Consider the following 21,387-nt stretch of genomic DNA (forward strand, 5'->3'; position numbering starts at 1 on the left):
GCCGACCCGCGGGGGTCGCACACCGCGTGTTCTGGACGCTCGCGCACGTCGTTATGCGGCGAAGACCCGGAGCGCCCGCGGCTCGACCTCGACCTGGAGGGGGAGGGCGCCGACCGGGTCGCCGTCGGCGTACGCCGTGACCCCCGGCGACGCGAGACGCACCCGGTGCGCGCGGAAGGTCGAGACCTCCGGCAGACCGGTGTGCGTCCCCCGGTAGACCCGGGGGAGCAGCCGCAGCAGGCGCAGCCTGCCCGCCGGTCGCACGATGGTCACGTCGAGCAGTCCGTCATCGAGCGCGGCATCCGGACAGATCGGGATGCCGCCGCCGTAGGTCCGGCCGTTGCCCACGGTGGCCATGACCAGGTCGCCCTCGACCGTTCGCGTCGAGCCATCGGCGAGGTCGAGCTCGAGGACGAACGGAGCGCCGGCGAGTGTGACGAACTCGGCGAGGATGGCGAGGGTGTAGCGAGACCGGCCCCGCGGCCACCGCATCCGGTTGGCGCGGTCGTTGACCTTCGAGTCGAATCCGCTCGCGAGCACCGTGCCGTACCGCACGCTCGTCCCGTCGGGCCGGATGATCCGGGCGAGGTCGATCGTGCGCACCCGGCCGGCGATCACGGCGTCGGCCGCGGCGTCGGCGTCGAGATCGGCCACTCCCAGCGCGGCGGCCATGTCGTTGCCCGTCCCGCACGGCACGATGCCGAGGGGGACGCCGGTGCCGGCCAGCTCCTGCAGGGCGAGGGAGACCGTCCCGTCCCCTCCCGCGACGACGACCGCGTCGGTGCCGACCTCGAGGGCGGCGCGCAGAAGCGCCGACGACTCCGCGGCGCTTCCCCCCGAGATGATGGCGACGCGGTGGCCTGCCGCGCGTAGCCTCTCGGCGGCCCGGGTCGCCGCACCGGTGTGCGCGCCCGCGCGGGCGGCGGGATTGAGCAGCAGTGCGACGTCCATGTCGCCTTTCGAGGGAGGGGTGCGGTCAGGATGCCGGGGCGGAGGGCGGCAGCAGGACGCCCGGGTTCATGATGCCCTGTGGATCGAGGGTGCGCGCCACGGCGCGCAGCACCTCCACGCCGAGACCGCCGATCTCCGGCTCGAGGGCGTCGCGGTGATCGCGTCCGACCGCGTGGTGGTGGGTCACGGTGCCGCCGGCGGCCGTGATCGCGCGTGAGGCGGCCGCCTTGGCATCCGCCCACTGCGCCAGCGGATCCTCGGTGAGCGCCGCGACGACGGTGAAGTACAGGGAGGCGCCGGAGGGGTAGACGTGCGAGATGTGGCACATGATCACCGGGGCCGTGCCGTGAGCGGCGAGCGTCGTGGTCAGCGCCTCCGTGACGGCGCTCTTCAGGGCCGCGAGCCGCGACCAGGTCGCCGCGGTCTCGAGCGTCTCGGCGAGGACTCCGATGTCGAGGAGGCTGTCGCGCAGCGCGGGGGAGGCGAACCGCCCGCGCTCCCACGATCGGGCGGGGTCCTCTCCGCGGGAGCGCGCCCCGTGGCGGGCGAAGACGGCGGCGGTCTCCTCCCGCACGCGCTCCGCCTCGCCCGCGCCGTCCGCCTCGAAGGTCGCGACCGCGAGGGCGCCGCCCAGGCGCAGCAGGTGTCCGCCGAGAGCCGCGTTGACCTTCGTCTCGGCCTCGTCGCTCAGCCGGAGCACGGTGGGGCGGATGCCGGCCTGCGTGAGCTCGCGGAGGGCGCCCTCGCCCGCGGCGAAGTCGGGGAACGTCCACGCGCCGTACGCCGTGTGCGCGGGGATCGGCCGGACGCGCACGGTCACCTCGGTGATGATGCCGAAGGCGCCCTCCGACCCGAGGATCAGCGCGCGGAGGTCCGGACCCGCGGCGCTCGCGGGGGCGACTCCGAGCGCGAGTTCACCCGCGGGCGTCGCGACGCGGAGGGCGTGCACGAGATCGTCGAACCGGCCGTATCCGCGCGAAGCCTGGCCGCTCGACCGGGTGGCGGCGAATCCGCCGAGCGAGGCGTATTCGAAGCTCTGCGGGAAGTGGCCCAGGGTGAGGCCGCGACGGCCGAGGAGCTCCTCGGCCTGGGGGCCCGTCGTTCCGGCCCCGAAGGTCGCGAGCAGCGAGACCTCGTCGAGGTCGAGCAGTGCGGCGGTGCGCGAGAGGTCGACGGCGACGACGCGGCCGAAGCCCCCGGCCTCCGGCTCCACGCCGCCGACGACACTCGTCCCGCCGCCGAACGGGACGACCGCGATGCCACGCTCCGCACACGTGCGCAGGATGGCGAGGACTGCGTCGTGGCCCCCGGGGAAGAGGATCGCATCGGGTGCGGTGGCGCGGTCCTCGAGTCGGCGGCGGAGGAGGTCGGGTGTGCTCTTTCCGCCGAGGTGCAGGCGGCGGATGTCGTCGGCGACGTCGAGGTCGACGTCGCCGACCGCGGACAGCGCGGCGAGGTCGCCGGCGCTCAGCCGCGACGGGGACACGGCGACGCTGCGGGGGTCGCGGCGGGGGACCGGGTGCGGGGTGCCCTTCAGGAGGGTCTTCGCGATGGTGCGCGCACCGCGCGGCAGGTGCGCGCCCTGTGAGCCGTCCCCCCACAGGTCCCAGGCCATGCCGGGACGCGGGGTCGGCTGCTCGGGGAGGGAGAGCCGCTCGGCAGGAGAGCGGGCGGCGGAGGCATCCGGCGTCGACGGCGATCCAGGCATGGCGACAGTATGACAGATTGTGTACTTTTGTCACATGGAAGCCGCCGCGCCTCGCACCGAGCCCGCCACCGCCCGGGCGGGACAGACCGGCACGGCCGACGCGATCCTGGACGCGGCCCTCGCGGAGACCCTGGCGCACGGCATCCGCCGCACGAGCATCGCCGACATCGCACGCCGCAGCGGCGTGTCCCGCCAGACGATCTACCGCTACTGGCCGGATGCGCAGTCCGTGTTCGCGAGTCTCGTCACGCGAGAGGTGATCGCGCAGATCCCGGCGGACGCGGCCGATCCTGGGCCCGCATCCTCCCTCGACGGGCTCGTCGCGGTGCTCGTCGATGCGGCGGACCGGGTGCGTCGGCTCGAGATCGTCGACCGCCTCCGCGAGACCGACCCCGAACTGTTCGCCCGGTACATCCTCGGCCGGCTCGGGACCAGCCAGCGCCACGTGCACGCCGCTCTCGCCGCGCACGTGCGCCGCGGGCAGACGGCGGGGACCGTGCGGGAAGGCGACGCCGATCAGCGGGCGGCGATGCTCCTGCTGGTCCTCCAGTCCGCCGTGCAGTCCGCGCCGCTCGTCGCGGAGTGGCTCGACGAGGACGGGTGGCGCCGTGAGCTGTCCGGTGCGGTGCGGGGAATGCTGCAGCGCTCGGATGCGGGAAGCCCGTGACGTCGGTGCGGGGGCGCACGCCCGGGCCGACCGCGCTGAACGCCCGGCGCCGCGCGCGCGAGCTCGACGAGGTCGCCGGCGGCGCCGAGATCGACCTCCTCGTGATCGGCGGCGGGATCACGGGCGCGGGCGTCGCCCTCGACGCCGCCGCGCGGGGGCTGCGGACCGTCCTGGTCGAGCGCGACGACCTCGCCGCGGGAACGAGCCGCTGGTCGTCCAAGCTCGTGCACGGCGGGCTCCGCTACCTCGCCTCCGGCCAGATCGGGATCGCGCACGAGAGCGCCGCGGAGCGGCACCTGCTCCTCACCCGGATCGCGCCGCACCTCACCCGTCCGCTCGCGCAGATCCTTCCTCTGCACGGCGCCGACGCGCGTGCGCGGGGGGCGTTGATCGGCACCGGGTATGCGCTCGGCGACGCGCTCCGCCGCGCCGTCGGCACCCCCACCGCGCTGCTCCCCGCGCCCGCGCTCCTGGGGGCGGCGGCGACGCGTGCGCTCGCACCGGGCGTCCGCGGTGAGGACCTCCGCGGCGGCATCCGCGGGTGGGACGGGCAGCTCGTCGACGATGCCCGCCTCGTCGTGGCCGTCGCTCGGACCGCGGCCGGGTTCGGCGCACGCATCCTGACGCGTGTGTCCGCGACCTCGGTCTCCGGCGACGGCGCGCTGCTGCGAGACCGCGTCACCGGGCAGGAGGTGCGCGTCGGCGCGCGCGCCGTCGTGAACGCGACGGGGGTGTGGGCGGCGACCGTGACGGATGCCGTGGCCCTCGAACCGAGCCGCGGCACCCACCTCGTCGTGGACACGGCGCGCCTGCGCGGCGCGGACGTGTCGCTGACGGCGCTCGTGCCCGGGTCGCGGAGCCGATTCGTCTTCACCGTGCCCGCCCTCCACGGGCGCACGTACATCGGGCTCACCGACGTCGCGGCGGAGGGCCTGGACGACGTGCCCCGCCCGGACGAGAGCGAGATCGACTTCCTGCTCGACACGATCAACACCGTCCTCGCCGATCCGCTCACCCGAGACGACGTGCGCGGCGCCTTCTCGGGTCTGCGCCCACTGCTGCGCGCGGCCGACGACCCGGCGGGGGAGACCGCCGATCTCTCCCGTCGCCACGCCGTGATCGAGGACGACGAAGGCCTCCTCAGCGTCGTGGGCGGCAAGCTGACCACCTATCGGCGCATGGCGCAGGATGCCGTGGACGCCGCCGTCCGACGCCGCGGTCTGCCGACTGCGCGGCAATCCCCGACCGCCGACCTGCCCCTCGTCGGGGCCTGGCCGCGGGAACGGCGGGGCGAGATCGCCGCGCCACTGCGCCTCGTGCGTCGGTACGGCGCCGAAGCACCCTACGTGGCATCCCTCGGCGACGGCCTTACCGCGGCGCGGAGCGTCACCGCGGCGGAACTCGAGTGGGGCGTGCGGGTGGAGGGCGCGCTCAGCGTCGCCGATCTCCTCGACCGCCGCACCCGGCTCGGCCTCGTGGCGGCGGATGCCGAGGCATCCGTCACCGCCGCCTCCGCCGCGTTCGCACGCGCCGGAGTCCGCCCGCTCGGCGCGTGAGCGGGCGGGGGATCAGAGCGTGAGCGCCTTCTCCAGGATCGCGGCCTGCTCGCGGGCGTGAACCTTCGGCGAACCGGTCGCCGTCGAGGCCGCCGCCGCGCGCGAGACACGACGGATCGTGCGTCCGTGCAGGTGCTTGACCACTTCGAGCGCGATGAACGGCCAGGCGCCCTGGTTCTCGGGCTCGTCCTGCACCCACACCAGCTGCGCGTTCGGGTAGCTGTCGATCACGCGGTTGAGCTCGTCGATCGGCGCCGGGTACAGCTGCTCCAGCCGCACGAGGGCGACCTCCGGGTTCGGCTTCTTCTCGAGCTCGCTGACGAGATCCCAGTGGATCTTGCCCGAGTGCAGCAGCACCCGCTTGACGGCGCTCTTGTCGATCGCGCGATCGTCGTCGAGCACGGGCTCGAAGCGCCCGTTCGCGAAGTCCGCGACGGGGCTCGTGGCTCCGCGCAGTCGCAGCATCGCCTTCGGGGTGAAGACGATCAGCGGGCGCCGCGGGCGCGCGTAGGCCTGGCGGCGCAGCAGGTGGAAGTGCGAGGCCGGGGTCGACGGGCGCGCGACGATCATGTTGTCCTGCGCGCACATCTGCAGGTAGCGCTCGATGCGCGCGGAGGAGTGATCGGGACCCTGGCCCTCGTAGCCGTGCGGCAGGAGCAGCACGACGGAGGACTGCTGGCCCCACTTCTGGTCGGCCGCCGAGATGTACTCGTCGATCACCGACTGCGCGCCGTTGGCGAAGTCGCCGAACTGGGCCTCCCACAGGGTGAGGGTGTCCGGACGCTCGACCGAGTACCCGTACTCGAACGCCATCGCGGCGTACTCGCTCAGGAGCGAGTCGTAGACGTAGAAGCGGCCCTGGTTCTCACCGAGGTTCGCCAGCGGCAGCCACTCCTGGCCGTTCGCCCGGTCGTGGAAGACGGCGTGGCGCTGCACGAAGGTGCCGCGACGCGCGTCCTGCCCGGCGAGACGCACATTCGTGCCCTCCATGAGAAGCGACCCGAAGGCCAGCAGCTCGCCGAACGCCCAGTCGACGCTGCCGTTGCGGCTCATGTCGAGGCGCTTCTCCAGCAGCTGCTGGAGCTTCGCGTGCACCGTGAAGCCCTCGGGCTTGTTGACGAAGGCGTCGCCGATCTGCGCGACGACCTCGGTGCCCACTCCGGTGGTCTCCGGCTCGCCGACCGCCGGCGCGACCGTTCCCGTCGAGACGGGAACGACGCTGGTGGTCCCCGTCTCGGCCTCGTGGGTCTCGGCGAAGGCGATCTCGAGGCGGTTCTGGAAGTCCTGCTTGGCCTTCTCGTACTCCTCCTCGGTGATGTCGCCGCGCCCGACGAGGGACTCGGTGTACAGACGCCGCACCGAGCGCTTCGCCTCGATGAGGTTCGTCATGAGGGGCTGCGTCATCGAGGGGTCGTCGCCCTCGTTGTGACCGCGGCGGCGGTAGCAGACGAGGTCGATCACGACGTCGCGACGGAACTGCTGACGGTAGGCCACCGCCAGCTCGGCGACGCGCACGACGGCCTCCGGGTCATCGCCGTTCACATGCAGGATCGGCGCCTGGATCGTCTTGGCGACGTCGGTCGCGTAGATCGAGGTGCGCCCGTCCTGGGGGAGGGTCGTGAACCCGACCTGGTTGTTGACGACGACGTGCACGGTCCCGCCGGTGCGGTAGCCGCGCAGCTGCGACATCTGCAGCGTCTCGACCACGACGCCCTGGCCGGCGAACGCGGCGTCGCCGTGGACGAGGATCGGCAGCCAGGAGAACGAGCCGATCGGCTGGCGGTCCTGCTTGGCGCGCACGATGCCCTCGAGCACGCCGTCGACGGTCTCCAGGTGGGAGGGGTTGGCGGCGAGGTAGACGGGGATGTCCTCCCCGGCATCCGACACGAAGGTGCCCTCGGTGCCGAGGTGGTACTTCACGTCGCCCGAGCCGGACTTGGATCCGATCGCGACGGACCCTTCGAACTCGCGGAAGATCTGGCTGTAGGTCTTGCCGGCGATGTTCGTGAGGACGTTCAGCCGACCCCGGTGCGCCATTCCGATCGCGGCGCCGTCCAGGGAGGCGCCCGCAGCGCCCTGCAGGATCTCGTCGAGGAGCGGGATCAGGGATTCGCCGCCCTCGAGGGAGAAGCGCTTCTGGCCGACGTACTTGGTCTGCAGGAAGGTCTCGAACGCCTCGGCCTGGTTCAGCTTGTCGAGGATGCGCAGCTGCTCGTCGTGGCTCGGCTTCTGGTACTTGACCTCGACCTTCTCCTGGAACCACTTGCGCTGGGCCGGGTCCTGGATGTGCATGTACTCTACGCCGATGGTGCGGCAGTACGAGTCGCGCAGGACGCCGAGGATGTCGCGCAGCTTCATCAGGCGCCGGCCGCCGAAGCCGCCCGTGACGAACTCGCGGTCGAGATCCCAGAAGGTGAGGCCGTGGCTCTCGATCTCGAGGTCCGGGTGCGTGCGCTGCACGTACTCGAGCGGGTCGATGTCGGCCATGAGGTGCCCGCGGACGCGGTAGGAGTTGATGAGCTCCTGCACGCGCGCCTGCTTGTCGACGCGCTCGGCGAGGTCGACGTTGATGTCGCCCGCCCAGTGGATCGGGGCGTACGGGATGCGCAGCGCCGCGAAGATGCCCTCGTAGAAGCCGCGCTGGCCGATGAGCAGCTCGTGCACGATCTTGAGGAACTCGCCCGAGCCGGCACCCTGGATGACGCGGTGGTCGTAGGTGCTCGTCAGGGTGATCGTCTTGCCGATGCCGAGCTCGACGAGGGTCTTCTCGCTCGACCCCTGGAACTCGGCGGGGTATTCGAGCGCGCCGGCGCCGACGATGCAGCCCTGGCCCTTCATGAGGCGCGGCACCGAGTGCACGGTGCCGATGCCGCCGGGGTTCGTGAGGGACACGGTCGTGCCCTGGAAATCCGCAGCCGTGAGCTTGTTCGCACGGGCGCGCTTGACGAGGTCCTCGTAGGAGGCGAGGTACTCCGTGAAGGTGAGGGACTCGGCCTGCTTGATCGAGGGGACCATGAGGGCGCGCGTGCCGTCGGGCTTCGGGAGGTCGATCGCGATGCCGAGGTTCACGTGCGCGGGCGCCACGACGGACGGCTTGCCGTCGACCTCGGCGTAGGACACGTTCTGGCTCGGGAAGGCCTTGAGCGCCTGGATCAGCGCCCAGCCGATGAGGTGGGTGAAGCTGATCTTGCCGCCGCGCGTGCGCGACATGTGGTTGTTGACCACGATGCGGTTGTCGATCATGAGCTTCGCCGGGACGGTGCGCACGCTCGTCGCGGTCGGCACCGTGAGCGACTCGTCCATGTTCGCCGCGAGGGTCTTCGGCATGCCGCGCAGCGGCGTGACGACGTCCTCGCGGGCCTGGGCGACGGCACCGGGGTTCGCCTTGGGGGCCTCCGCGGGAACGGGCTGGGGTGCCGCGGGCCGCGTGGTCGTGCGGGCGATCGGCTGCCCGCCGACGACCGGCACCGGCGCGGTGACCGGGCGGGGCTCGGCGGATGCCGCGGGGGACCCGGCCGGGGCGGACGTCGTCGAGGTCGCAGCCGCCGGGGTCTCCGGCGCGGCGGGGGCGGCAGCCGCGGGCGCGGCGACGGCATCGGCGGGAGCTGCGGGGGCCGCGGCATCCTTCTGCGTCTTCTCGTAGGCCTCGAGGACCGGCCACCACGACTGGTCGACGGAGCCCCGATCCTTCACGAATTGGTCGTACATCTCGGCGACGAGCCACTCGTTCGCACCGAAATCGCCGTCGTTCGAAGTTCCCACGCCGGTCACTTGACTGGACACGGTTAGCGCCTGCTTTCGTCGATGAAGATCAGTTCGTGCGGGCTGCGGATGAGCCTCACGCACACATCCATCAAGGGTATCCCATGCTCCGGAGTCGGTACCGTGGTACTCATGCACTTCTCCGGCGCGCAGCCCACCGTCGATCTCACCTACTCGGACGTCTTCCTCGTGCCGCGTCGCTCGGACGTGACGAGCCGTCTGGATGTGGACCTCTCGCCCGGAGACGGCTCGACCGCGACGATCCCGCTCGTCGCCTCGAACATGAACTCCGTCACCGGCCCGCGCCTGGCAGCCGCCCTCGCGCGGCGCGGCGGCCTCGGCGTCCTGCCGCAGGACATGCCGCTGCAGGACATCGACGCCGCGATCCGCTGGGTCAAGGAGCAGCCGGTGCCGTGGGACACGCCGCTCGTCCTTCCGGCGTCGGCGACCGTCGCCGAGGCCGCCGCCCTCGTCCCGCCGACGCCCGGGCACGGGATCGTCGTCGTCGCCGAGATCGGCGAGCGCGTGCACGTCGACGACATCCTGGGCGTCGTCCCGGCGACCCGCCTCGGCACGGCTCTGCCAGATGCGCGCCTGGGCGACCTCGCCCGCGGCCGCACGCCGTCGATCGATGCCGACGACGTCGACGACGCGCGGCACGCGTTCGACCTGATCGTGGCGACGGATGCCGAGACCGTCTGCGTCCTGCACCACGGCTACCTCGTGGGCACGCTCTCCCAGCGCACCGCGCTGCGCTCGACGATCTACCGCCCGGCGGTCGATGCGGACGGGCGCCTCATCGTCGCCGCCGCCGTCGGCATCAACGGCGACGTCGCGGCGAAGGCGCGCGCGCTCGCCGCCGCCGGGGTGGACGTGCTCGTCGTCGACACCGCCCACGGGCACCAGGAGGGGATGCTCCGCGCGCTGCACACGGTGTCGGGCCTGGGCCTCGGCATCCCGATCGCCGCGGGCAACATCGTGACGGGGGAGGGCGCGCGCGATCTCGTCGCCGCAGGCGCATCGATCCTCAAAGTCGGCGTCGGGCCGGGCGCCATGTGCACGACGCGGATGATGACCGCCGTCGGGCGCCCGCAGTTCTCGGCCGTGCTGGAGACGGCGCAGGCCGCGGCCGAGCTCGGCGCGCACGTCTGGGCCGACGGCGGGGTGCGCTACCCGCGCGACGTGGCGCTCGCGCTCGCCGCCGGCGCGGCGTCCGTCATGATCGGCTCGTGGTTCGCGGGCACGATCGAGGCGCCCGGACAGCTGCAGGTCGATGAGGCCGGCCGCGTGTACAAGGAGTCGTGGGGCATGGCCTCGACCAAGGCCGTGCACGGCCGGTTCGGCCGGCTCGACCCCTACGAGCGCGCCCGCAAGGAGCTCTTCGCGGAGGGCATCTCGTCCTCGAAGATCTACCTCGATCCGCTGCGGCCCTCCGTCGAGGACCTCGTCGACATGATCACGGCGGGCGTGCGGTCCTCGTTCACGTACGCCGGGGCATCCTCGGTCGCGCAGTTCCACGACCGCGCGACGGTGGGCCTCCAGTCCGCCGCCGGCTACGAAGAGGGCAAAGCGCTCCCCGTCAGCTGGTGAGCGCCCGGGCCGGCCCCGGTCCGGTCCGGTCCCGGCCGGTCTGCATCGCGAAAGCAGGGCGGATCGAGTCTTCGGCGGGCGTGGGGCCCCGTGCGGGTCGGTTCGGCCTGCTTTCCGAACGCCCCGCGGCCCTGCTCCCCCCGCGCGGCGCACGTGCGGCGTGCCGTAAACTCGTCGCCATAATGGACGACCCTCCTAGTTGCAGACGATCGCCCCACCGACCCTCCCCGAGCACGATCGGGGGTGACGCGTGATGGATTACGTCATGTTGGGCGTGGGGCTCCTGCTCACCATCGGGACGGGATTGTTCGTCGCGAGCGAGTTCGCGCTCGTCAACCTCGACCGCGCCGATCTCGAGGCCCGTCAGAACGCCGGCGAGTCGCGGCTGTCGCTGACGATCAGCGCCCTCCGGATCACCTCCACGCATCTCTCCAGCGCGCAGCTGGGCATCACTCTGACGACCCTCCTCACCGGTTACACGATGGAGCCCGCGCTCACGAATCTGCTGAGTCCGCTCTTCCATGCGTGGGGGGTGCCGGATGCCGCGGCCCGCGCCGTCTCGACCGTCGTCGCGATCGCGATCGCGACGACGTTCTCGATGATCCTCGGCGAGCTCGTCCCGAAGAACTTCGCCCTCGCGATCCCGCGTCAGACCGCGAAGCTCGTCATGCCGTTCCAGGTCGCGTTCACGACCGTGTTCCGCCCGGCGATCGTCGTCCTCAACGGCAGCGCCAACGGCATCCTGCGCGGCATGGGCATCGAGCCCAAGGAGGAGCTCTCCGGAGCCCGGACCGCGGAGGAGCTCTCGAGTCTCGTCCGCCGCTCCGCGAGCGCGGGCGTTCTCGAGCAGGACACCGCGTCGCTCCTCGACCGCACCCTCACCTTCGCTCGGCTGACGACCGCCGACGTGATGACCCCGCGCCCGTCGATCCACGCGGTCGCCGCGGGCGACAGCGTCGAGGACGTCATCCAGCTCGCTCGGCGCACCGGCCACAGCCGCTTCCCCGTGTACGACGACTCGATGGACGACATCATCGGCATCGCGCACCTCAAGCAGGCCGTCAGCGTCCCGCGCGATCGCCGCGCCGAGGTGCCGGCCGCGGCGATCGCCGAGGAGCCCCTGCGGGTCCCCGAGGCAGTCCACCTGGATGCCGTGATGGCCGAGCTGCGCGCCAAGGGCTATCAGATGGCCGTCGTCGTCGACGAGTACGGCGGCACGGCCGGCGTCGTCACCCTCGAGGACCTCGTCGAGGAGATCGTCGGCGAGGTGCTCGACGAGCACGACCGGTCGCGCGCGGGCGTCGTCCGCCTCGCGGACGCCGTCGTCTTCCCCGGGGACCTCCGCCCCGACGAGGTGCTCGACCGCACCGGCATCCGCGTGCCCGAGGGCGACGTCTACGACACCGTCGGCGGGTTCCTCATGTCCACCCTCGAGCGGATCCCCGTCGTGGGAGACCGCGTCGAGGTGGAAGACGGCACGCTCGAGGTGCAGCGGATGGACGGACGGCGCGTCGACCGCGTCAGGTTCACGCCGCGCCCGCTGCCGGCGGGAGCAGAGACCGATCCGGGCACTGCCCGCGAGGGAGGTGAGTCCCGATGAACGACTGGGCCGGAATCGCGTGGCTCGTGGTGCTGCTCGCCTTCAACGCGTTCTTCGTCGGCGCCGAGTTCGCCGTCATCTCCGCACGCCGCTCGCAGATCGAGCCGCTCGCCGAACGCGGCTCCGCCACCGCGAAGACGGCGCTCTACGCCATGGAGCATGCGACGCTCATGCTCGCGACCTGCCAGCTCGGCATCACGATCTGCTCGCTGCTGATCCTGAACGTGTCCGAACCGGCGATCCACCACCTGCTGGAGGGGCCGCTCGGCCTCACCGGCTGGAGCGAGGCGGTGATCGGCGGCGTGGCCTTCGCGATCGCGCTGATCGTCGTCTCCTACCTGCACGTCGTCTTCGGCGAGATGGTGCCGAAGAACCTCGCCTTCTCGCTGCCGGACCGGGCGGTGCTGCTGCTCGCGACGCCGCTCGTCTGGGTCTCGAAGCTCTTCTACCCGATCATCGTGGCCCTCAACTGGATCGCGAACCACGCCGTGCGCCTCTTCGGCGTCGAGCCGAAGAACGAGGCCGCCTCGACCTTCACGCTCGACGAGGTGGCCACGATCGTCGCGCAGTCGCGCATCGAGGGCGTCCTCGACGACGCCTCGGGCTCGATCACCGCCGCGCTCGAGTTCACCGACAAGAAGGCACGGGATGTCGCCGTGCCCCTCGGCGACCTCGTGACGCTCCCCGAGGCGACCACCCCGGACGAGATCGAGCGGGCCGTCGCCAAGCACGGGTTCTCCCGGTACGTCGTGGTCGACGGCGCGGGCATCCCGCTGGGCTATGTGCACCTGAAGGATGTGCTGCGCGCCGCGGAGGGGCCGGATGCCGAGCACAAGCTCGCGCGGCCGATCCAGCCCAAGCGCATCCACCACATGGTGCCGGTCCTGGAATCGACCGACCTCGAGGACGCCCTGGCCCTCATGCGCCGTTCGAGCCGCCACCTTGCACAGGTGCGCGACGAGACGGGCACGGTGACCGGGGTGCTGTTCCTCGAGGACATCATCGAGGAGCTCGTCGGAGAGGTGCACGACGCCACCCGCCGCGGGTTCTGAGCCCGCGGCGGTGCGGCGGGCGGCGGCCCGCGTCAGTCGGGCGGCGGCCCAGGGGCGCTCAGCGGGGCATCGCGCGGTGATACTGCGCGGGCCACAGAGCCGACGTGAGGGCGGATGCCTCGCCGAGCTCCGTCGCGGCGCGCAGGGCGAAGTGCGGGTCGCGCAGCCATTCGCGGGCGGCGAGGATCACATCCGCATCGCCCGCGGCCAGGATCGCCTCGGCCTGCGCGCCCGAGGTGATCTCGCCCACGGCGCCGACGACGACGCCCGCCTCGGCGCGGACGGCGGCCGCGAGCGGCACCTGGTAGCCGGGCCCCGTCGTGATCCGCTGGTGGGCGACGAGCCCACCGGAGGAGATGTCGAAGAACACGGCCCCGTGCTCTGCGGCCCACGCGGCGACGGTCGCGGTCTGTGCGGCATCCCAGCCGCCTTCGGCCCAATCCTCGGCGGAGAAGCGCACCGTGACGAGCGCGGCGGGAGCGGCCGCGCGGACGGCGTCGACGATGTCGAGGAGGAGCCGCGCGCGGTTCTCCAGCGACCCGCCGTACGCGTCGGTGCGGGTGTTCGACAGCGGGGAGAGGAACTGGTGCAGCAGGTAGCCGTGCGCGGCGTGGATCTCGAGCATCTCGAAGCCGGCCGCGACCGCGCGCTCCGCCGCCGCCGCGAACGCCACGACGATCTCGTCGATGCCGCGCTCGTCCAGGGCGGCCGGCTCGGCGAATCCGTCGTAGGCGATCGCCGAGGGTGCGACGGTCTGCCATCCGCCGTCGGCTGCGGGCACCGAGCCGCGGTGGCCGGAGAAGGGCGACCAGGTCGACGCCTTCCGGCCGGCGTGGGCGAGCTGCATGCCGGGGAGCGCGCCGCGCGCGCGGATCGACGCGGCGACCGGTGCCCAGGCATCCCGCTGCGCGTCGTTCCACAGGCCGACATCCTCGGGGGAGATCCGCCCTTCCGGCAGGACGGCGGTCGCCTCGGAGATGACGACGCCCGCTCCGCCGGAGGCGAACTGGGCGAAGTGGACGTGGTGCCAGTCGTTCGGCATCCCGTCCTGCGCCGAGTACTGGCACATCGGCGCGACCCAGAGCCGGTTGCGGATGGTGCGGCCGGCGAGATCGAGGGGGGTGAACAGCAGGCTCATGCGGGCTCCGGTCGGTGTCGTCGAGGGTGGCGGGTGCGCTGTCGCCCTGCGCGGGTAGGGTGGCGCCCATGACGCCTGACGCCCGCAGCTGGACCGTCGCCGAGGCGGCGGCGCACCTGAGGAGGCCAACGGCCGCCGACGACAAGTATTCCCGTGGTGTCGTCGGCGTCCGCACCGGCTCGGACCGCTATCCCGGCGCAGCCGTTCTCGGGGTGGAGGCCGCCCACCGCGCCGGCGCGGGGATGGTGCGCTATCTCGGCCCCGATCGGGCGACGGATCTCGTCCTGGCACGGCGCCCCGAGACCGTGGCCGCCGACGGGCGCGTCCAGGCCTGGGTCATCGGGTCGGGGACGGATGCCGCGGACCGCGCGCCGCACGAGACCGCGGCGCTCGGGGCGCTCCTGGCCGGCGAGGTGCCCGTCGTCGTGGACGCCGGAGCGCTCGACCTCGTGCCCCGGCGATCGAGGCAGGCCCCCGTCGTGGTGACGCCGCACGGGAGCGAGCACGCGCGCCTGCGCCGTGACGCCGGGCTGGCCGAGGCGAGCGGAGATCGCGTGCGCGACGCCGCCGACACCGCGGCCGCGCTCGGCGTCGCCGTGCTCCTGAAGGGTGCGGAGACGATCGTCGCGACGCCCTCGGGCTGGTCGCGTGTCGTCACGGCGCCGACATCCTGGCTCGCGGCCGCGGGGACGGGTGATGTCCTGGGTGGGGTGCTCGGCGCGGTCGTGGCCGCGGCATCCGCGGAGCGCACCCTCGACGCGGAGGACCTCGGGCCGCTTGCGGCGACGGCGTCGCTGGTGCACGGGAGGGCGGCGGCGCGCGCGTCCGCCCTCCGCGGCGGTGGTCCGATCACGGCGCTCGACGTCGCGGGCGCCGTGCCGCTCGTCATCGGCGAGCTGCTGTCGGCCGACGCCGGCGACGCGGCCGCGCAGCGCGCGGAGTGAGGGTCTTCGCCGCGCGGTCCGCGTCGCCTTTCGTAGGATGAGGAGGGTGTCGAGACGGGCTGTGCTGTGGACCGCGTTCGTGCTCGTGCACGTCGGGGTCGCGGCGCTCGGCTTCCTCCTGCCCAACGAGCCGATGGGCGACGTCTACCGGGTGTACGAACCGTGGTCGCGTCAGGCGCTGGACGGTCGCGGCATCGTCGGCATCACCGAACCGTGGGTCTACCCGCAACTCGCCCTCATCCCGATGATCCTCGCGCACGCGTTCGCGTGGATCGCCGGCTATACGGTCGGCTGGGCGATCCTCGTGACGGCCATGGATGCCGTCGCCTTCGCCGTGCTCGTCGGACGCGGGCGCTCGCAGCCCCGCGCGGTGGCGGCGGGCTGCTGGCTCGCCTTCATCGTGCTCCTCGGACCGGTGGGGCTCTACCGCCTCGACGGGTTCACCGTGCCCCTCGCGATCCTCGCGTGCCTGTGGCTCGTGGGGCGTCCGTGGGTCGCCTCGATGCTTCTGTCGGTCGCGACCTGGATGAAGGTGTGGCCGGCCGCGCTCCTCCTGGCCGCGGTCATCGCGGTACGTCGCCGCGGTGCGATCGTCCTCGGCGCCGTCGTCGTGTCCGCCCTGACGCTCGCCGGCATCCTCATCGCCGGCGGCGGATCGTCCGCGTTCGGGTTCATCACGGAGCAGACGACGCGGGGGCTGCAGGTCGAGGCGCCGATCGCGACCCCGTACCTGTGGGGCGCGCTCCTCGGCATCCCCGGCTTCCAGGTGTACTACTCGAGCGCGCTTCTGACCTTCCAGGTGACGGGCACGGCGATCGACCCGGTCATCGCGGCGATGACGGGGGTGCTCGTCGTCACGATGGTCGCGATCTCCGTCCTCGGCGCCGTCGCCGCGGCGCGGGGCGCGCGGTTCGCGTCGCTCTTCCCCGTGCTGTCGCTGACGCTCGTCCTCGGCTTCGTGGTCGCGAACAAGGTGGGCTCCCCGCAGTACCTGGTCTGGCTCGTCCCGCCGCTCGTCCTCGGTCTCGTCCTGCGGCGGGACTGGTGGCGCGCCCCGGCGGCGCTCGCCGGCGTCGCGGCCGCGCTCACCCAGCTCGTCTACCCGCTCCTGTACGGAGGGATCCTCATCCCCGAGCCGGTCGCGGTCACGGCGCTCACCCTCCGCAACCTCGTGCTCATCGTCCTGTTCGTCTGGATGCTCGCGCGCCTCGGCCGCCTCGCGACCGTCTCACCCGCCCTGCACAGCCCCCACCCATCCGACCCCGGAGGTCCCCATGCTGATCGCCTTCTCCGTCGCACCGAGCGGCACCCCCCGTCACGCGCCGAGCGCGGCCCGCGCCGCTGACCCGGATGACGGCTCCGTCCACGACGCGGTCGCCGCGGCCGTCGCGGTCGTCCGCGCCTCGGGCCTGTCGCACCGCACGACCTCGATGTTCACCGAGATCGAGGGGGAGTGGGACGAGGTGTTCGCCGTCGTCAAGGCGGCCACCGAGGCCGTCCTGCCGTTCGGTTCGCGCGTCTCGCTCGTCCTGAAGGCCGACATCCGCCCCGGCTATACCGGCGAGATCGACGGCAAGATCGAGCGCCTCGAGCGGGCCTTGGAGGGGGAGGGCGACACTAAACTGTCTCGGTGACCTCCTCGACACGTTCGACCGTCTCGAACACATCGAAGAGGGCGGCGACGATGGCGCTCCTCGCCCTCGCCATCGGATCCTTCGGCATCGGCATGACCGAGTTCGTCGTGATGGGCCTCCTGCCGCAGATCTCCGCAGACCTCATGCCGGATGCCTGGGCCCAGGACAGTGCTGACGCCATCGCGAGCACGGGGTGGCTCATCACCCTGTACGCCCTCGGCGTCGTCGTCGGGGCTCCGACGATCGCGGCATCCGTCGCGAAGTACCCGCGGCACCGCGTCATGCTGGCGCTCGCCGTGGCGCTCACCGTCGGCAACGCGCTGACCTTCCTCATGCCGACGTTCGGGCTCGTCGCCGCCTCGCGCTTCCTCGCCGGGCTTCCCCACGGCGCGTACTTCGGCATCGGGGCACTCGTCGCCGCCGATGTCCTCGGCCCCGGCAAGCGTGCGCAGGGCGTCGCATTCGTCCTCACCGGGCTCACGGTCGCGAACGTCGTGGGCGTGCCGGTCGGGACGAGCCTCGGCCAGCAGTTCGGCTGGCGGGTGGCGTTCGTGATCGTCGCCGCGATCTTCGCGCTCGCCGCCCTTCTCATCGCCCTCTTCGTGCCGCCGCACGCGGGGGACCCGGGGCGCACCCTGCGTGCCGAGCTCGGCGTCTTCCGCGTGCCGCAGGTGTGGCTGACCCTCGGGATCGGCGCGATCGGGTTCGGCGGCTTCTTCGCGGCCTACAGCTACATCGCCTCGATCGTGACGGAGGTCGCCCGCGCGCCCGGCTGGGTGGTCCCCCTCGTCCTCGTCGTCATGGGGGTGGGGATGACCGTCGGGAACCTGCTGGGTGGACGGCTGGCGGACATCGACCTGCGTCGCACGCTTCTGTGGGGACTCGGCGGGCTCGCGCTCGTGCAGGTCCTTCTGGCGCTCACATCCGCGTGGATCGGGCCGCTCTTCGTCTTCGTCTTCGCGGTGGGCGCCGTCTCGGCGGTGCTGAGCCCCTCGATCCAGACCCGGCTGATGGATGTCGCGGGCGACAACCAGTCGATCGCCGCCGCCCTCAACCACTCCGCCCTGAACATCGGGAACGCGACCGGTGCGGCCCTCGGCGGGGCGGTCATCGCGGCGGGCTTCGGCTTCGTCGCACCGGTCTGGGTCGGCGCCCTGCTCGCCGCGGGCGGCCTCGTGATCGCCGCCGCGAGCTTCCGCGCGGACTCTCGCGGGCGTGCACGCGGCGCGGAGGTCCGCCACGGCGGAGCCGGGACGGTCCCGGACCCCGCCGTCTGAGCGCTCCGGCCCCGAACGCTCAGGTCTCGAGCGCCTGCGCAGTGAATCGCACGGTCGCCTCGGCGGACGGCTTCGTGCGGGTCTGGAGGGTCAGCTCGTGCTCACCCGGGTCGACGCTCACCTGCGCGGCGCGCCCGCGTGCGACTCTGACCCCGTCGAGAGACCAGCGCAGCAGCGCATCCGGGATCGGGACGCCGGCCTGATCGACGGCGCTCCCGAGCGCCTCGAGCGTGATCCCGGCCGGGACGACCGCCCCGTCCGGCGGGTACAGCACGGCGGGGAAGGGGGCGCGCTCCGGCACATCGATCTGGGTGTGTTCGGAGACCGCGGTCTCGAACCCGTCGTGGGCGAGCACGCGGACCAGGACCGTCCCGGCAGGCAGACCGGAGAGCCCGGCGACCCCCTCGCCTCCGGACAGCCCGACGGCGAGCGCCTGCCACGTGTCCCCGCCGTCGTCGCTGTACTGCGCCCAGACCTCGCGGACGGCCTCGGCATCCGTCTCCCAGCGGAGGCGCACCGTGTCCTCGCCGTCGATCTCGGCGGTGAGGCCGCCGATGCGGACGGGGGAGTCGGGAGCAGGCTGCACCCATGCCTCCGCGCCGCGACGGTCGAGGATGCGCAGGGCCAGCCCGCGCTCGGTATCGGGGACCATGGCGGCGAAGCGCAGGGGCAGGAGGTCGGGGTTGCCCTCGGATGCGCCGGGTGCGCACCCGCAGCACTCGCCGCCGTGCTCGAGCTGCCGGGTGAGGCGGACGCGGCCCGCGACCTCGCCCGTGGCGCCCACGAGCTGGGCCGTCCAGCTCGTCTGCAGCCCGGTCGTGACGGGGGTGGCGCTCACGCGCGCGACGGAGTCCACCTGGACCCGTCCCGCTTCGTCGATGCGGCCGAGGATCGAGATCATCGGTGTCACGGCGTACTCCTCCTGCCACTGCCGGTCTGTCCGCCACCACGGCGGACGGGGCCACCACAGGTCCTTCGGATCGAAGACGACCGGGATGTTCCCGAACGGGTTCGGCTCGGGCAGCCAGCGCGGGGCGAGGCGCGGGTGCCAGATGAGCCGCCCGTGCTGGTAGAGCGACATCCACCTGTTCGGGCCGTAGCTCATGTAGTCGGTGGAGGAGGCCGGCGCGAAGACCGTCCCGTTCTGGATGTCGGTGCCGTACTCCCCGATCGACGCCGAGAAGTAGGGCTCGTAGGTGGGATACCGCGGGTCGGTCGCGCCGGCGTTGCCCGACGGCGTGTGCTGGAACCCGTACCCGTGTCCGATCTCGTGCACGAACGTCGCCCCGTCGCCGACGCGGGCCGACCCGAGTCCGCCGACGCCGCAGCCGGGGACGTTCACCGGCATCGTCGCCGGGAGGAGGCCGTAGTAGACCACGTCGGCGCGGTTGCCGTCGGCCACACGCATCGCCGCGAGCGAGGTCAGCAGCGCGTCCCAGTTCGCCGAGCACGCGCCCGGGGCGCTGCGCGCGTCATCCAGGGGCGTCGTCCACGCGAGAGTCGGGGTCGTGGCGAAGGACCCCGTCTGCTGGACGGGCATCATCCGGAACGCGAGGGCCGCCGTCGTCTGCGCATCGGCGAGGGTGGGGGCGGGCAGGGTCAGCGTCGGGGCGGGGCTCCCCGCCGGAGGCATCGACGTGCGGGGTCCGGTGTAGCTCACCGGGATGATCCGCACGCGGAGGGTCTGCAGGAGGTCGGCGGTGACCCGCGCGACGCGTGTCTCACCCGTATCGAGGCGCAGCGTCAGACGCAGGATGCCGACGAACAGGTCGGCGGGGATGCGGAAGGTGAGCGACCGCAGGATCGTGCCCCGTTCGTCCGCGTACGCATCGTCGAGAGGAGTGACGGTGGGCCAGAGCCAGGGCGCGAGGGTCGTGACGGTCGAGAACGCTCCGAAGATGCCGTGCTGCCGCTCCACCAGGAGCGTGCCGCCGACCCTGTCGGCGGATGACGCCCCGAACGGGGGTCGCACGTACGCGCGGACGATCGCCGGCTTGTAGGCGACGAGGGCCGCGGCGTTGTCGGGTGCACGGTCGGCCGGATCGGTGAGGTGCTCGCGGGAGCGGTAGTACTGGATCGCCTGGGTCACCTCGATCCCGGTGGCCGTGCGCGACAGGAGCGGTCCGTGATCGAGCGTGTCGCGGAGCCGGTCGAGGGTCAGGATCAGGTCGTCGAGATCAGGCATCGCAGCCTCCGTCATCGGTCGTGGATGACGATGAGGAGCGTCGAGGGGCCGCGGTGATACGTCCCGCCGAGGGGGACCGGGGCAGATCAGCTCTCGAGCAGGCGACGGAGGTGCCTTCCGACGGCATCCGTCTCGATGAGGAACCCGTCGTGGCCGAAGTCGCTGGCCAGGACGACGGTCTCGTCGCCCTGGGTCGTGCGGATGCCGCGGAAGATCCGCTCCTGCCCGTCCACGGGGAAGAGCCGGTCGCTGTCGATGCCGAGGACGAGCGTGCGGGCGGTGATCCGCGCGAGGGCGTCCTCGACGCCGCCGCGTCCGCGCCCGACGTCGTGGGAGTTCATCGCCTCGACGAGGGTGAGGTAGCTGTTCGCGTCGAAGCGGCGCGTGAACCTGTTGCCGTGGAAGTCGAGGTAGCTCTCCACGGCGAATCGCCCGCCGCCCCCGAGCGGGCTGACGCCGGACTGCCATGAGCGCTGGAAGCGGAGGTTGAGCTCGACGGGGCTCCGGTAGTTCAGGAGCGCCATCCGTCGCGCGAGCGCGAGACCGCGGTGCGGCCCGTCGCCGTCGCCGGCATCGTAGTACTCGCCGCCGGCGAACCGCGGGTCGATGCGGATGGCCTCCAGCTGCACGGAGTTCAGGGCGACCTGATCGGCCGTCGTGGTGGGCGGAGCGGCCAGGACGGCGAGGCGCTCGACGCGGTCGGGGAGTCCGACGCCCCACTCGAGGGCGTGCATCCCGCCCATCGAGCCGCCGATGACGGCCGCCCAGCGCGAGATCTCGAGGTCGTCGGCGAGCGCCGCCTGCGCGGCGACCTGGTCGCGGATCGTGAGGTAGGGGAAGCGGGAGCCCCACTCGCGCCCATCGGGCCCGATCGACGCGGGACCGGTCGAACCCTGGCATCCGCCCAGCATGTTCGGGGCCACCACGAACCAGCGGTCGGTGTCGATCGCGGCGCCCGGGCCGACGATGTCCTGCCACCATCCGGCCGTGGGGTGTCCGGGGCCCGCCTCGCCACGGACGTGGCTGTCGCCGGTGAGGGCGTGGAGGAGGAGGACGGCGTTGGAGGCATCCGCGTTCAGCGTGCCCCACGACTCGTAGGCGAGGCGGGCGAACGGGAGGCTCTCGCCGCCCTCGGTCCGGAACGCGCCCAGGAGCGCGAAGCGGCGGCCGCCGGCGGGGTCGCCGTCGCGCCACGCGCCGCTCGCCGGGGGGCGGGCACGCAGCAGTCGCGCGTCGGCCTCCGAGATGGGGCCCGACGGCAGCGTGTCCTCCGAGGCCTGCCAGTCCATGGCATCCATTCTCGCCGCCGCGCGCGGTGTCGCG

15 protein-coding genes are annotated in these 21,387 nt (G+C 72.7%); 9 read left to right on the top strand and 6 right to left on the bottom strand.

The window, feature by feature from the left end:
• Positions 1-51: 51 nt before the first annotated feature.
• Positions 52-951 carry a diacylglycerol kinase gene (locus J0P97_RS09300; protein WP_215487504.1) on the bottom strand — a complete coding sequence of 300 codons (900 nt, stop codon included), beginning with the start codon at positions 949-951 and terminating at the stop codon, positions 52-54.
• 25 nt (positions 952-976) lie between these two features.
• Entirely contained in the window at positions 977-2,659 is a 1,683-nt protein-coding gene (locus J0P97_RS09305) for an FAD-binding oxidoreductase (RefSeq protein ID WP_246540115.1), read from the bottom strand.
• Between the two features lie 34 nt (positions 2,660-2,693).
• Between J0P97_RS09305 and J0P97_RS09310 the strand changes: the two genes are divergently transcribed.
• Positions 2,694-3,326: a TetR/AcrR family transcriptional regulator gene (locus J0P97_RS09310; protein WP_215487505.1), complete on the top strand. Its 633-nt coding sequence runs from the start codon at positions 2,694-2,696 to the stop codon at positions 3,324-3,326.
• The gene (locus J0P97_RS09315; protein ID WP_215487506.1) at positions 3,323-4,882 is read left to right on the top strand and encodes a glycerol-3-phosphate dehydrogenase/oxidase; all 1,560 of its coding nucleotides are present in this window, start codon (positions 3,323-3,325) and stop codon (positions 4,880-4,882) included. Before J0P97_RS09310 ends, J0P97_RS09315 begins: the two co-directional genes overlap by 4 nt.
• Positions 4,883-4,894: 12 nt before the next feature.
• On the opposite strand, the gene J0P97_RS09320 is transcribed toward J0P97_RS09315, so the two are convergent.
• Positions 4,895-8,665, bottom strand: coding sequence for a multifunctional oxoglutarate decarboxylase/oxoglutarate dehydrogenase thiamine pyrophosphate-binding subunit/dihydrolipoyllysine-residue succinyltransferase subunit (locus J0P97_RS09320; RefSeq protein WP_215487507.1), 3,771 nt, complete (start codon positions 8,663-8,665; stop codon positions 4,895-4,897).
• Between the two features lie 111 nt (positions 8,666-8,776).
• Here J0P97_RS09320 and guaB1 point away from each other — a divergent pair, with 111 nt between their 5' ends.
• The 3 genes from guaB1 (at position 8,777) to J0P97_RS09335 (ending at position 12,886) form a co-directional block, all read left to right on the top strand.
• On the top strand, positions 8,777-10,234 hold the full coding sequence (gene guaB1, locus J0P97_RS09325) for a GMP reductase (protein ID WP_215487508.1): 1,458 nt from the start codon (positions 8,777-8,779) through the stop codon (positions 10,232-10,234).
• Between the two features lie 253 nt (positions 10,235-10,487).
• A complete protein-coding gene (locus tag J0P97_RS09330) occupies positions 10,488-11,834 on the top strand; it encodes a hemolysin family protein (protein ID WP_215487509.1) in 1,347 nt (448 codons plus the stop codon).
• On the top strand, positions 11,831-12,886 hold the full coding sequence (locus tag J0P97_RS09335; protein ID WP_215487510.1) for a hemolysin family protein: 1,056 nt from the start codon (positions 11,831-11,833) through the stop codon (positions 12,884-12,886). Before J0P97_RS09330 ends, J0P97_RS09335 begins: the two co-directional genes overlap by 4 nt.
• A 58-nt stretch (positions 12,887-12,944) precedes the next feature.
• On the opposite strand, the gene J0P97_RS09340 is transcribed toward J0P97_RS09335, so the two are convergent.
• Positions 12,945-14,024 (bottom strand): NADH:flavin oxidoreductase/NADH oxidase, encoded by a 1,080-nt coding sequence (locus J0P97_RS09340; protein WP_215487511.1) that lies wholly within the window; start codon positions 14,022-14,024, stop codon positions 12,945-12,947.
• Positions 14,025-14,092: 68 nt separating this feature from the next.
• On the opposite strand from J0P97_RS09340, the gene J0P97_RS09345 reads away from it, so the two are divergent.
• The 4 genes from J0P97_RS09345 to J0P97_RS09360 are packed head-to-tail and all read left to right on the top strand — an operon-like array spanning position 14,093 to position 17,879.
• Positions 14,093-14,968 carry an ADP-dependent NAD(P)H-hydrate dehydratase gene (locus J0P97_RS09345; protein ID WP_215487512.1) on the top strand — a complete coding sequence of 292 codons (876 nt, stop codon included), beginning with the start codon at positions 14,093-14,095 and terminating at the stop codon, positions 14,966-14,968.
• 46 nt (positions 14,969-15,014) lie between these two features.
• The gene (locus J0P97_RS09350) at positions 15,015-16,313 is read left to right on the top strand and encodes a glycosyltransferase family protein (RefSeq protein ID WP_308163532.1); all 1,299 of its coding nucleotides are present in this window, start codon (positions 15,015-15,017) and stop codon (positions 16,311-16,313) included.
• The gene (locus J0P97_RS09355) at positions 16,243-16,602 is read left to right on the top strand and encodes a thiamine-binding protein (RefSeq protein WP_215487514.1); all 360 of its coding nucleotides are present in this window, start codon (positions 16,243-16,245) and stop codon (positions 16,600-16,602) included. The genes J0P97_RS09350 and J0P97_RS09355 overlap by 71 nt, the downstream gene beginning before the upstream one ends.
• A 50-nt stretch (positions 16,603-16,652) precedes the next feature.
• Entirely contained in the window at positions 16,653-17,879 is a 1,227-nt protein-coding gene (locus J0P97_RS09360) for an MFS transporter (protein ID WP_215487558.1), read from the top strand.
• A gap of 19 nt (positions 17,880-17,898) precedes the next feature.
• Here J0P97_RS09360 and J0P97_RS09365 read toward each other — a convergent pair whose 3' ends face one another.
• Both J0P97_RS09365 and metX read right to left on the bottom strand, forming a co-directional pair.
• Entirely contained in the window at positions 17,899-20,064 is a 2,166-nt protein-coding gene (locus tag J0P97_RS09365) for a M66 family metalloprotease (RefSeq protein WP_215487515.1), read from the bottom strand.
• An 86-nt stretch (positions 20,065-20,150) separates the two neighbouring features.
• A complete protein-coding gene (metX, locus tag J0P97_RS09370; RefSeq protein WP_215487516.1) occupies positions 20,151-21,353 on the bottom strand; it encodes a homoserine O-acetyltransferase MetX in 1,203 nt (400 codons plus the stop codon).
• Between the last annotated feature and the right edge of the window lie 34 nt (positions 21,354-21,387).

This window comes from Microbacterium flavum (genome assembly GCF_018717645.1).
Lineage (GTDB): Bacteria > Actinomycetota > Actinomycetes > Actinomycetales > Microbacteriaceae > Microbacterium > Microbacterium flavum.